The organism is Mucilaginibacter sp. Mucisp86, assembly GCF_047324315.1.
Classification (GTDB): domain Bacteria; phylum Bacteroidota; class Bacteroidia; order Sphingobacteriales; family Sphingobacteriaceae; genus Mucilaginibacter.
In genome coordinates this window covers 7,018,054-7,030,077 of sequence record NZ_CP168503.1, presented here as the reverse complement: position 1 = coordinate 7,030,077, position 12,024 = coordinate 7,018,054, and the positions used below count along the sequence as shown (strand labels likewise).

The following is a 12,024-nucleotide window of genomic DNA, read 5'->3' as shown; positions in this document are numbered from 1 at the left end:
CATGGGATTAACAGTTCGGGACAGATTGGTTGCATACCGTAATCTTCCAAAGTTTTTTAGCCTGGTTTGGAAAGTTAGCCCTGGATTAACTTTAGTTAATATCCTGATAAGAATTCTGCAGGCAATTATTCCGCTTGGTTTATTGAGCGTCGGTAAATATATCATTGATGAGGCTATCGCTATAACTCACAACAGGGCATTACCATATAACTATCTCTGGAAATTAGTTGCCATCGAGTTTATCCTGATCCTGCTATTGATAATACTGGGAAAAGTTACTTCGCTTATTGATGAGCTTTTAGGCGAGCGGCTTACAAACGATACCACAAACATGATCATGCAACATGCTGCCATGCTTGACCTGGTACAGTTTGAGAACTCGCAGTTTTATGATAAGTTGGAAAGGGCGAGGCAGCAAACTACAGGGCGGGCTATTTTACTAACGCATGTATTTAGCCAGGTTCAGGATTTAATTACCATCACATCGTACGTAGTTGTGTTGGTGGCCTTTAATCCATGGGTTATCATAATCCTTTTATCGGTTGCGCTGCCTTCATTACTGGGCGAGTTTTATTATAACAACAAAAATTACGCTTTGCTGCGCAGTCAAACCCAGGCCCGGCGCGAGCTTGATTATTTAAGCCTGGTGGCAAGCAGCGATGTAGCAGCTAAAGAAGTGAGATTGTTTGATCTGTCGGGCTTTTTTATAAATAAGTTCAAACATATCTCCCACAATCTTTATGATGCCAAGCGCAAGTTCGGTGTTAAACGGTTGGTCGTTAGTTCGCTTATAAGCATTCCGGGTGTGGTTGGATTTTATATCGTATTCTTTTTTATTGTACAACGGGTGTTGCAGGGTTCGTTAACAATTGGTGGATTAACACTATTGTTGGGAACAATAAGGCAGTTAGGCGGTTTAATGCAAAACAGCGCGAGGCGCTTTAATGCTGTAGCTCAGGGTGCCATTTACCTCACAGATTTTTTTGATTTCTTCAAGATCATGCCCTCTATTACAATCCCCAATAATCCGCGACCATTTCCTGATCCGATAGTTTCGGGTTTTACTTTTGAGGATGTTGGGTTTAAATACAGTAATTCAGATAAATGGGCAAACAGGCATCTAAACTTCACCCTTCGCCCCGGCGAAAAACTTGCTTTGGTTGGCGAAAACGGAGCCGGCAAAACTACGCTGGTAAAGTTACTGGTAAGGTTATATGATCCAACTGAAGGCCGCATAACGCTTGACGGTTATGATTTGAAGGAATATAACATTGAGGATATCAGGAAGCAAATGGGTATCATCTTCCAGGATTTTATTAAATACCAGATGCCTGCATCTATAAATATAGCTATTGGTGACATTGCTGAGGTTGATGAAGAAAAACTAATAATTAGCGCGGCAAAGCAAAGTCTTGCACACCCGATAATTGACAGAATGCCTGGTAAATATCAGCAGATGTTGGGCTCCCATTTTGATACAGGCGTTGAACTATCGGGTGGTGAATGGCAAAAGGTGGCACTGGCCAGGGCTTATATGCGTGATTCGCAGATTGTGATCCTCGATGAACCTACTGCCGCTTTAGATGCACGTTCTGAATACGAAGTTTTTAAGCGGTTTTCGGATATCACCGACAAAAAGACCGCTGTGCTTATTTCTCATCGTTTTTCAACTGTACGTATGGCCGATAGGATCATTGTATTAGATAAAGGTGAGATTTTGGAAATAGGAAGCCATGAGGAACTTTTACAAAGAGGCGACCGCTATGCCGAGCTGTTTGAATTGCAGGCAGCGGGTTATAAATAAAGGATGCAGTTTTAAAACCTTAAGCTAATAATCGTATTTACCTTATTAAAACATATAAAACAGTAAGATGGAATTGACCTCATCAACTTTAATCACGGCGTTAATTTTAACCAAAAACGAGGAGCCGAATCTTAAACGCGTTCTTGACCGTTTAACCTGGCTCGAGCGGGTGGTTATTCTGGATAGTTATAGTACCGATGCAACGCTGGATATTGCTAACTCTTATCCCAATGTTGAGATTTTTGAACGCAAATTTGATTGTCACAGAGATCAGTGGAATTACGGACTTACGTTGCTCAAAAGTAAATGGGTGCTGACACTTGATGCCGATTATGTACTTACACCTGAGTTTATACAGGAAACCAAAAATATCATTGCCAATCCGCAAAATGCTGCGTACGAAACCACCTTTAAATTTTTAGTTTTCGGAAAACGGCTTTTGGGTGATAATACCACACCTCGTCCTGTGTTATTTGATATAGATAAATGTATTTATTATACGGATGGGCACACGCAACGCTTGAAAGTTAATGGAACAACCGGCAAATACAAAGCGTACATACTACATGACGACAGGAAACCCCTGTCAAGATGGTTAGGCAACCAGGATGGCTATGCTATTCATGAAAGTGAAAAACTGGTTAGTGAACCGTATTCGGAGTTGCCGTTGAGCGGGAGGATTCGAAAAACAAAGATATTGGCGCCTTTTGCAGTATTTTTTTACTGCCTTTTTGTTAAAGGACTTATTTTTAACGGATGGGTGGGCTGGCATTATACGCTACAACGTACAATGGTTGAAATGTTGTTAGCGATAAGACTTGTTGAAGATGAGAAACTTGCCGAAAAGCCGGAGCCAACACCCGCTTTAACTGTCGTTCAAAATGATTTAAAGTCTAATCTGGCTAAATAATCTTTCAATCGTTGCATATTTGCATCTCCTTATATCTGTCACTACCATATGAAAATTTTACACATTATACCTGCTTATAAACCAGCTTACGGATACGGAGGACCAACCGAGTCTGTATCACGGTTGTGTGAGGGATTGGCAGCTAACGGGCATGATGTTGATGTGTACACCACTACAGCTAACGGGAAAAATGAGCTGGATGTAACTCCTGGTGCTGCGATGGATATAGAGGGGGTTAATGTAACGTATTTTAAACGCATAACCGGCGATCATACCCATGTTAGCCCCGCATTATGGCGCAGGCTTGCCAAAACTGCCAATGATTACGATGTGATCCACATTCATTCCTGGTGGAGTATCTTAAGCGTAGTGGCCGCACGAATTGCTTTATTTAGTAATACTAAGGTAATATTGGCGCCCCGGGGTATGTTAAGCGAATATGTTTTTGAAACGGGGAACAGCAGTTATAAAAAACTAATTCACAAGTTTGGAGGTCGTAGAATTTTAAAGAAATGCGTGCTGCATGCTACCGCCCAATCTGAATATATTGAATGCCGCAAGTTGATTCCGGGCTGGGAGGGTTTTGTTTTGCCTAATATTTTATCGTTGCCCGATATTGAAATAAAGGAAATTAATAATGATTGTTTCACTGTTGTTTTTATGTCGCGTATTCACCACAAAAAGGGGCTTGAAAAACTGTTTGCTGCCATCAGCCAGCTTTCTTTTAACCTTAAATTGGTTATTGCCGGCGATGGTGACGAAGTGTACGTACAGCAATTGAAACAACTTGCAGATGAGTTGAAAATAGCTTCAAAAGTTGAATGGATGGGTTGGGTAAACCGACAGGAGAAATTTGAAAAGCTCAACCAGGCCGATCTGTTTATCCTTACATCATTAAATGAAAACTTCGCGAACGTCGTAATTGAGTCCTTGCATATGGGTACGGCAGTTTTGATTTCCGAAAATGTGGGGCTTTCTGATTTCGTCAGTGAAAATAACCTTGGCTGGATCTGTACATTGGATACTGACAGTATCATTGAAAAATTAAACGAGGCTTATCTCGGCAAGCAAAAGTTAGATCACATTCGCAAACATGGCCGTGAAATTATCAAAGCAACATTTCACGAGCAGGTACTCATTACAAAATATTACGAAGAATATTTAAAATAGTCCATCTTCTCTTTTAATTAATTTACCGTTCCAGGTAATTATAACCATGCCCCGATATTGGTGGTCGTATGCTCTTACGTCAGCTAAACAATCATAAAATATAGCCGTAAAACAATTAATAATATGACAGAAAGAAAAAGGATCCTGATCACAGGAGCAGCCGGCTTTTTAGGTTCGCACCTTTGCGACAGGTTTATTAAAGAAGATTACCACGTAATTGGGATGGACAACCTGATTACAGGCGATTTGAGGAATATCGAGCATTTGTTCAAACTGGAAAACTTTGAGTTTTATAACCATGACGTATCCACGTTTGTGTATGTGCCCGGGGATTTGCATTATATTTTGCACTTTGCCTCGCCGGCCAGCCCGATTGATTATTTGAAAATCCCGATCCAGACATTAAAAGTAGGCTCACTGGGTACGCATAACCTGCTGGGGTTGGCGCGGAACAAGAAGGCCCGGATGCTGATCGCTTCGACATCAGAAGTGTACGGCGACCCGAACATCAGCCCTCAGCCGGAGGAGTACTGGGGTAATGTGAACCCTGTAGGTCCGAGAGGGGTATATGATGAAGCCAAAAGGTTCCAGGAAGCTATTACGATGGCCTACCATACTTTCCATGGTGTTGAAACCAGGATTGTAAGGATTTTTAACACCTACGGACCAAGGATGCGATTGAATGATGGCAGGGTATTACCGGCATTTATCGGGCAGGCATTGCGTGGCGAACCGTTAACGATGTTTGGCGATGGCTCACAAACCCGCTCGTTTTGTTATGTAGATGATTTGATAGAAGGCATTTATCGTTTACTGCTGAGCGATTATGCACAGCCGGTAAACATCGGTAACCCCGATGAGATCACGATCAAACAATTTGGCGAGGAGATCATTAAATTAACAGGTACGAATCAAAAGCTGATCAGCCTGCCCTTACCTACAGATGATCCTAAACAACGCCGTCCGGATATTACCAAGGCCAAAGCTATACTGGGCTGGGAGCCAAAGGTATCAAGGAGCGAAGGTTTGAAGATCACTTATGAATACTTCAAATCATTACCCGAGCAGAAAATAAACCACAAAGACTTTACTTATTACAATAAATAGGATTTTTAAATTATAAAGGTACAGCGATGCCCCGTTCATCCTAATATCGCTGTACCTTAAAGAAATTATAAAAATACTTCGCGGAGATAATTAACCGCCTGTGTGTTGCTAAGATGCTCTGTGCCATCTTTTTGCCTCTTCATGAAACGGCCCCATCTGGCCGATAACAAAATCCTGTATCTGATACGGCTTTTGAAAGCCGAAATTTTAAGGGTATGCTTTATGCTACAGGTATGGCATTAACCCTATATTGAAATATTGTTGCACCTTAAACTTAACCTTGCAAATGAAAAAAATAGCATTAATAACCGGAATAACCGGTCAGGACGGCGCCTACCTTACCGAACTTTTATTATCAAAAGGGTATGAGGTTCATGGTATAAAAAGAAGAAGCTCGCTGTTTAACACCGATAGAATTGACCATTTATACCAGGATCCGCACGAAAAGAATATCAACCTGGTTTTACATTACGGCGATTTAAGCGATTCGACCAATTTAATCAGGATTATACAACAGGTACAGCCGGACGAGATCTATAATCTGGGTGCAATGTCGCACGTTAAGGTAAGCTTTGAAACTCCTGAATATACCGCAAATGCCGACGGCATCGGAACTTTACGATTGCTGGAAGCTATCAGGATTCTTGGGCTTGAGAAAAAAACCAAAATATATCAGGCCTCAACTTCCGAGCTTTATGGTTTGGTACAGGCGGTACCTCAATCTGAAACCACGCCATTTTATCCCCGCTCACCATATGCTGTGGCAAAAATGTATGCATACTGGATAACAGTAAACTATCGCGAAGCCTATGGCATTTATGCCTGTAATGGCATTCTGTTTAATCATGAAAGCCCGTTACGTGGTGAAACGTTTGTAACGCGTAAAATTACCCGCGCAACCGCGAAAATAGCTATGGGGCTGCAGGATAAATTATACCTGGGCAATCTCGACGCTCAACGTGATTGGGGCCACGCCAAAGATTATGTTGAGGCCATGTACCTGATATTGCAGCAGGATACCCCGACAGATTATGTAATAGCCACAGGTATTACAACCCCGGTACGTGAATTTGTAAGAATGGCTTTTGCCGAGCTTGGTATTGAGATTGAATTTATCGGAAGCGGGTTAAAGGAAAAAGGTTATGTAATAAGTTGCAGTGATCCGGAATATCAGCCTGAAACAGGTAAGGAAGTGGTTGCTGTTGATGAAAAATATTTTCGCCCTACCGAGGTCGATTTGTTGATTGGCGACCCTGCCAAATCAAAAACACTGTTGGGCTGGGAGCCTAAATATGACCTGAAAGGCCTGGTAAGCGAAATGGTTGCAGCAGACATAGAACTGTTTAAAAGAGAGAAGTTGTTAAAAGATTCCGGTTATGCCATCAAAAATCAGTTTGAATAAGACATACGAGAAGTGGCTATGTCGATTTTTCAAATAAGATCAATGTCAATCAAGTAAAATTTGATCGTGTTTATTACCATTAAAAGCAGCAGATGAACAAGAACCATTACGCAATAATTTTAGCAGGGGGCGTAGGAAGCCGTTTTTGGCCGATAAGTCGCACGGTGCACCCCAAGCAATTTATCGATATCATTGGAAACGGTAAAACACTGATCCAGGAAACTTATCAGCGTCTTTCTAAAATATGTCCAAAAGAAAATATCTTCATATTAACCAACGAAAGCTACACCCAATTGGTAAAGGATCAATTACCGGATGTAACAGATCAGCAAATCGTGACTGAACCGGTAATGCGCAACACCGCTCCTTGTATAGCTTATGGATGTTTTAAAATAGAAAGCCTGAACCCCGATGCGGTAATTGTTGTAGCGCCGTCTGATCAGCAAATCCTTGATGAAGATGCGTTTATAAGCGCTCTGGAAAAATCATTAAAAACAGCAGCCGAACATCATTGCCTGGTAACATTGGGGATTAAACCATCCAGACCGGATACCGGCTATGGCTACATTCAGTATAGTGACATTGTTATTAATGATGATTTTCATAAAGTAAAAACCTTTACAGAAAAACCAACACTGGATATTGCCAAAGGCTTTATTCAGAGCGGCGATTTTTTATGGAACGCGGGCATTTTTGTTTGGTCGGCCAAAGCGATAGTAAAAGCATTTGAAACTTATATGCCTGACTTGCATAACATTTTTGACGATGCCCGGTTGGTGTATAATACAGAACACGAGGTTGCTCATATCAACCAGGTGTATCGGCATTGTATCAATACATCTATTGATTATGGTGTGATGGAAAAAGCAGGCAATGTTTATGTATTGCCGTCTGATTTTGGCTGGAGCGACCTGGGTACCTGGGCCTCTATATATGAACTGTCTGAAAAAGATAGAGCAGGTAACGCAGTAAGCTCAAATGAAAAAGTGATCATGCAAAATTCATCAAATTGTGTGGTAAACATGCCGGGCAATAAGCTGGTAATATTACAGGGTTTAAACAATTACATCGTGGTTGAAGCTAACAATACGCTGCTTATTTGTCCACGCGATCAGGAGCAAAGTGTAAAACAAATTGTTGCCGATGTAAAGAGCAGATTTGGTGTTGAATATGTATAGCTAAGACCTGTATTGAACCTGTTTTCGATACATTAAGTATTATAGCGCATAAGCCCCTTTTTAATAATGAATCAAGCTGTTTTCGAAAGAAAGCGGCTTTTTTTGTGCCAATGGCAATCACTTTCCAAACAATTGTTGTTTCAGTAAACCTTCAAAAAAAGGTTTAAGTTCATTTGCTAAGATCTGATGATCGGCCACGTTGGGATGTCCCGTACAACCGTGAGGTTCCATCGGCTCAAAAAAGAAAGTAGCAACAGGTTTATCTGCGGGATAACTTGCATCCACAGCTGTTTTTACCCGGCTCAGACACCTTTGCAAGATCTCCCTCGAATTTCCTTTTATCATTGGGCTGGAAAGCAGGGCTATTTGAGCTTTAGGATATTTTGATTTAATCAGTTGGACAAATTTTACGTAATCATTAACGAAACGAACGGTATCAAACGGAGCCCTTGCTGTGCCATCTCCATTGCTCATATCATTGGTGCCTAAGGCAATGCTTACAATTTTAGGTTGATAAGTTTTAAAATTCCATTTCAGCGAATCTTTTTCCTGGAAGTTGGTGTTTTCATATACCAGCGGCATTGACGGAGAATCCTTATTCCAGGTACGGTAAACGCCTATGCCGCTAACACTGGATAAAATAAAATTGGCATTTAGGGCCCTTGCAACACCTGGTCCGTAAGCCATGTAGGCATTGTGATGGTCCTGGTAATCGCCGGTTCCGCAGGGGATTTCTGAATCATCTGCCGCCGCGCCGCAGGTAATACTATTTCCGATAAATTCGATCAGCGGCAGTTTGGGAATAGCCAGGTTTTTAATGCCTTTGGCAGCAATCTTTGAAAAAATCAAAGCACCCGTGGTGGCTTCTGTTGCTTTATAGATCCAGATACGGTGGGTGCCTGCATTATTGGCTTTAATAACAATAGGCTCCTTTAAATTTCCGTCTATCCTGATCCGTTTTTGATAAATGCCGTCAAGTTCGTACTGCAGGTAATTATGGCTTCCGGCATCTGCAATGCTTACATATACGGCACATTCATTTCCCTTAAAACTAAAACCAAAATGAGCGCCTGAAGTAATGAGGGCAAGGTTATGCTGGCTGTTAATTAGTGTACGCCCAATTGGTTGCAAACTGGCGGCAAAAATGGTATCAACTTTGGGTTTTGCATTGCTTTGCAACACGCAGAAAATAGGTAAGACAAAGGTAAAGAATATCCTGTTTTTCATTATGTCACAAGATTACCAATATAGGGCCTGCAAACCAAATACATGAAATTTATCGGTATAAAATGCTGTAAAAGTATCAGCAGTAATACCTGAAACTGAAGAATAAGCTGAGCCTTAAAGGCCAGATTACTGCTGGCCTTGTTGGTACTTATAATGTAAATTCTTAAGTGTTTCGATAGTGGCTTCATCGGTAGAAATGCCGTAGCCCGTTACCAGTGTGCCTTTGATCCCATCAGTAGATGCAAGGGCATAAACTATGGCTTCATCGGCGGGATCAGAGGGACCTTCGTAGCGGTACAGGTCTACGATCTCAAATTCGTTTACCGGGAAAGTTTCTGCACCTGCTTTAAGATGATCGCCCTCAAGACTGAATTCATGGGTGTAACCCTGTTCTTTTAACTTGGTTATAGCTTCGGTTACCGTTGCGTAATGAAATTTTTGTTCTTGCATGATAGGATGTTTATAACGTTATTGCTAATATACAATTAAAGTAGGCCGCCTGTTTCAGTAATTTCTGCCGAAAATGTTTCGGGCTGCACCAAAAAAAGCGTACTAGAATTCATTAGCAGTATCAACCAGCGAGTGGATCCCCTCGGAGATCATCGATCCGCTGCGACCAACAATACCAGCAATAAACTTTGTTATTGCTATCAGCAGGTTGGCAATCAATGCGCTATATATCGATTTTTGTGACGACGCCATGTTGGTTAATGTGCTATTACCTCAGCATCGCCAAGTTTTTTGACATACAGTTCATCAACCAAAATCACAATAATAGCCACAATAGGTACAGCTAATATGATACCCAGCACACCCGAAAGTGTCCCCATTACTACCTGGCTGATGATAGTGAGGGCTGGCGGCAGGTTAATCATACGGTTTTGTACTATTGGCACCACAATATTGCTCACAATAGTTTGTGATACAACGTATATCAGTGCCACTATAATGGCCGTGTTAGTGCCCACGGTAAGTGCAAGTAGCACCCCTGGTATCATAGCTATAACCGAACCCAGGTTGGGGATGATCTTTAACATGCCTGCAAATAAGGCTAATATCAATGCTGCCGGAATACCCATGATACTCAAGCCCGTTGTAAGCAGTACGCCCAGTAATACCATTGATAACAACATCCCCTTGAGCCAGCCTTTCAATGAAAGACTGATCCTGTCCATAATATCCTGTCCTAAAGGTTTTTTCTGATCAGATAGGAGCATGAGGATACCATTCTTGTAAACATCCGGATTGGTAGTAAAAAATATGCTCAGGAACAGGATGATATAAATATCGCCGAGCACGCCAAAGCCCGTACTGAAAAAGTGCTGAACCGTAACCACAACTTTATCAGGGTCATTGTCGCCCGAAAAATAATCAAGTATTTGCTGGCCTGTTGGATTTGAAGCCAGCTTAGCCTTAAAATTGTTAACCGTATGCGGGAGCGTATCCTTAAGCAAGGCAATTTGATGTTGTATGGTTGTACCCATCAAATAAAATAATCCAATCACGATCAGAAATGAACCAACTACGGATATGATCATGGCATATCTTCTGCGCATTTTGGTGTTACGCTCAATGATGTCGCCCAGGCCATGAAAATAAGTAGCTATCAATGCGCCGGATAATACCATCAGTAGCACATTGAAAGCAACGCGGGCCACAAGTATTACTACAACTAACAAAGCTACAATGGCCACGGTATGCCATACTTTTTCAATATAGGTGAGCTCTTTTTCTTTTTTAGGGGTCATAAAGCAGGTATTTGTTCCATTAACACGTTATTGTACCCTAAATGTTTTGATTAACTGTGATTTAAGATTAAGAAGATGTTAAGTGTATATCGATATCGATTGTTTTTTACTTTTTTAAATATTTTAAAAAGAATGTGTAACAATTTAAATAAGTTTTTGTAAAATTATTCCGCCAACGGATTTTTAACGATATTAGTTAACACAGAATCCCAAAAACCATAACCCTCAATTGATGAAGAAAAACTACTATATCGTAACGCTGATCATGCTTACGTTTTTTGTTATTTCGTTTTTAACTAACATCATAGGACCGCTATCGCCTGAGTTTATTAAGGATTTTAAACTGAGCGATGCAATGGCAGGTTTATTACCCTTCGCGTTTTTTATTGCCTACGGGGTAATGTCAATTCCGTCGAGTATGCTGGTTCAACAGTATAACCAGAAAGCCATCATGGTTGCTGCATTTGTAGTGGCGTTTGTGGGCTCGTTATTACTTGCCGTTTACCCTAACTATCTCACAGCCATATTGTCCCTGTTTTTAATTGGCTGCGGCATGGCGATGTTACAGGTAGTGATTAATCCGTTGCTCCGCACATCTGGCGGGGAAGAGAATTATGCTTTTACATCAGTATTAGCGCAATTGATATTTGGCGGGGCATCATTTGTTAGTCCGCTGGTTTACTCCTATATGGTTAAAAATATGGGAAGTAATAAAGGTGGTATTTTTCCATTGCTTGAGGCACATGTACCCGTATCTATGCCCTGGATCTCGTTGTACTGGTTTTTTGCAGTGATCTGCCTGGTCATGTTTGTGATCATGCTGGTATCTAAATTTCCGAAGGTTGAACTTGCTAACGACGAAAAAGCCGGGCCATGGAAAACCCATATCGCTCTTTTTAAAAAGCCTGTAGTGATAGCCTACTTCATAGCATTATTTTGTTATGTGGGAAGCGAACAAGGGGTAAGTTGGTGGATGTCGGAGTTTTTATTGCGGTATCACAAATTTGATTCGCAAACTACAGGCGCCAGTGCGGTTGCTTATTTCTGGGGATTAATGACAGCCGGTGGCATTTTAGGTTTGTTTCTGCTTAAATTAATCGACAGCCGAAAACTACTGGTGGTTTTTACAATACTGGCGCTCATATTTCTGACGCTTGCACTGTTTGGCAACCCGCAAACATCGTTGTATTCATTTTCAATAGTAGGGTTCTTCATGTCGGTGATGTACCCGATCATATTTTCGCTTGCATTGAGCTCGGTATCTGAAGATCATGGCTCATTTGCGGGGATCCTGGTTACCGGCATCATTGGCGGGGCAGTTGTTCAATTGCTGATAGGCGGACTTGGAAGCTGGTTGGGTTTACGGCAAGGGATGTGTTTCCTGTACATCACATTCGGCTACATGCTCAGTATTGGCTTTTGGGCTAAGCCCCTGGTTACTAACAAAACCTTTTTTGATAACAAAGCATAAACACATA

General features: G+C 41.4%; 11 protein-coding genes. 7 read left to right on the top strand and 4 right to left on the bottom strand.

Annotation, left to right across the window (positions count from 1 at the left end; translation table 11 throughout):
- Position 1 precedes the first annotated feature (1 nt).
- The 6 genes from ACEN9X_RS28910 (at position 2) to ACEN9X_RS28885 (ending at position 7,571) form a co-directional block, all read left to right on the top strand.
- Positions 2–1,804, top strand: coding sequence for an ABC transporter ATP-binding protein (locus tag ACEN9X_RS28910; protein WP_413668445.1), 1,803 nt, complete (start codon positions 2–4; stop codon positions 1,802–1,804).
- Between the two features lie 67 nt (positions 1,805–1,871).
- Entirely contained in the window at positions 1,872–2,714 is an 843-nt protein-coding gene (locus ACEN9X_RS28905) for a glycosyltransferase family 2 protein (protein ID WP_413668444.1), read from the top strand.
- A 48-nt stretch (positions 2,715–2,762) separates the two neighbouring features.
- Positions 2,763–3,884, top strand: coding sequence for an XrtY-associated glycosyltransferase XYAG1 (locus tag ACEN9X_RS28900; protein WP_413668443.1), 1,122 nt, complete (start codon positions 2,763–2,765; stop codon positions 3,882–3,884).
- A gap of 123 nt (positions 3,885–4,007) precedes the next feature.
- On the top strand, positions 4,008–4,991 hold the full coding sequence (locus ACEN9X_RS28895) for a UDP-glucuronic acid decarboxylase family protein (RefSeq protein WP_413668442.1): 984 nt from the start codon (positions 4,008–4,010) through the stop codon (positions 4,989–4,991).
- Between the two features lie 286 nt (positions 4,992–5,277).
- Positions 5,278–6,393: a GDP-mannose 4,6-dehydratase gene (gene gmd, locus ACEN9X_RS28890; protein WP_413668441.1), complete on the top strand. Its 1,116-nt coding sequence runs from the start codon at positions 5,278–5,280 to the stop codon at positions 6,391–6,393.
- Between the two features lie 92 nt (positions 6,394–6,485).
- Complete coding sequence (locus ACEN9X_RS28885; RefSeq protein WP_413668440.1) at positions 6,486–7,571, top strand: mannose-1-phosphate guanylyltransferase; 1,086 nt, start codon at positions 6,486–6,488, stop codon at positions 7,569–7,571.
- A 117-nt stretch (positions 7,572–7,688) separates the two neighbouring features.
- Here the strand turns inward: ACEN9X_RS28885 and ACEN9X_RS28880 are convergent, their stop codons facing one another.
- The 4 genes from ACEN9X_RS28880 to ACEN9X_RS28865 all read right to left on the bottom strand — a co-directional run bounded on the left by ACEN9X_RS28880 (position 7,689) and on the right by ACEN9X_RS28865 (position 10,546).
- Complete coding sequence (locus ACEN9X_RS28880; protein WP_413668439.1) at positions 7,689–8,798, bottom strand: GDSL-type esterase/lipase family protein; 1,110 nt, start codon at positions 8,796–8,798, stop codon at positions 7,689–7,691.
- 126 nt (positions 8,799–8,924) lie between these two features.
- The gene (locus tag ACEN9X_RS28875) at positions 8,925–9,248 is read right to left on the bottom strand and encodes a phosphoribosylpyrophosphate synthetase (protein WP_413668438.1); all 324 of its coding nucleotides are present in this window, start codon (positions 9,246–9,248) and stop codon (positions 8,925–8,927) included.
- A gap of 102 nt (positions 9,249–9,350) precedes the next feature.
- A complete protein-coding gene (locus ACEN9X_RS28870) occupies positions 9,351–9,500 on the bottom strand; it encodes a cation transporter (RefSeq protein ID WP_413668437.1) in 150 nt (49 codons plus the stop codon).
- Positions 9,501–9,505: 5 nt separating this feature from the next.
- Positions 9,506–10,546 carry an AI-2E family transporter gene (locus ACEN9X_RS28865; RefSeq protein WP_413668436.1) on the bottom strand — a complete coding sequence of 347 codons (1,041 nt, stop codon included), beginning with the start codon at positions 10,544–10,546 and terminating at the stop codon, positions 9,506–9,508.
- A gap of 232 nt (positions 10,547–10,778) precedes the next feature.
- Here ACEN9X_RS28865 and ACEN9X_RS28860 point away from each other — a divergent pair, with 232 nt between their 5' ends.
- A complete protein-coding gene (locus ACEN9X_RS28860) occupies positions 10,779–12,017 on the top strand; it encodes an MFS transporter (protein ID WP_413668435.1) in 1,239 nt (412 codons plus the stop codon).
- The last annotated feature ends 7 nt before the right edge of the window (positions 12,018–12,024 follow it).

Bases quoted from the DNA above. Each gene is read 5' to 3' on its own strand.
- ACEN9X_RS28880 (WP_413668439.1), bottom strand. From the start codon at position 8,798: ATGAAAAACAGGATATTCTTTACCTTTGTCTTACCTATTTTCTGCGTG.
- ACEN9X_RS28885 (WP_413668440.1), top strand. From the start codon at position 6,486: ATGAACAAGAACCATTACGCAATAATTTTAGCAGGGGGCGTAGGAAGC.
- gmd (WP_413668441.1), top strand. From the start codon at position 5,278: ATGAAAAAAATAGCATTAATAACCGGAATAACCGGTCAGGACGGCGCC.
- ACEN9X_RS28875 (WP_413668438.1), bottom strand. From the start codon at position 9,248: ATGCAAGAACAAAAATTTCATTACGCAACGGTAACCGAAGCTATAACC.
- ACEN9X_RS28905 (WP_413668444.1), top strand. From the start codon at position 1,872: ATGGAATTGACCTCATCAACTTTAATCACGGCGTTAATTTTAACCAAA.
- ACEN9X_RS28870 (WP_413668437.1), bottom strand. From the start codon at position 9,500: ATGGCGTCGTCACAAAAATCGATATATAGCGCATTGATTGCCAACCTG.
- ACEN9X_RS28910 (WP_413668445.1), top strand. From the start codon at position 2: ATGGGATTAACAGTTCGGGACAGATTGGTTGCATACCGTAATCTTCCA.
- ACEN9X_RS28865 (WP_413668436.1), bottom strand. From the start codon at position 10,546: ATGACCCCTAAAAAAGAAAAAGAGCTCACCTATATTGAAAAAGTATGG.
- ACEN9X_RS28895 (WP_413668442.1), top strand. From the start codon at position 4,008: ATGACAGAAAGAAAAAGGATCCTGATCACAGGAGCAGCCGGCTTTTTA.
- ACEN9X_RS28900 (WP_413668443.1), top strand. From the start codon at position 2,763: ATGAAAATTTTACACATTATACCTGCTTATAAACCAGCTTACGGATAC.
- ACEN9X_RS28860 (WP_413668435.1), top strand. From the start codon at position 10,779: ATGAAGAAAAACTACTATATCGTAACGCTGATCATGCTTACGTTTTTT.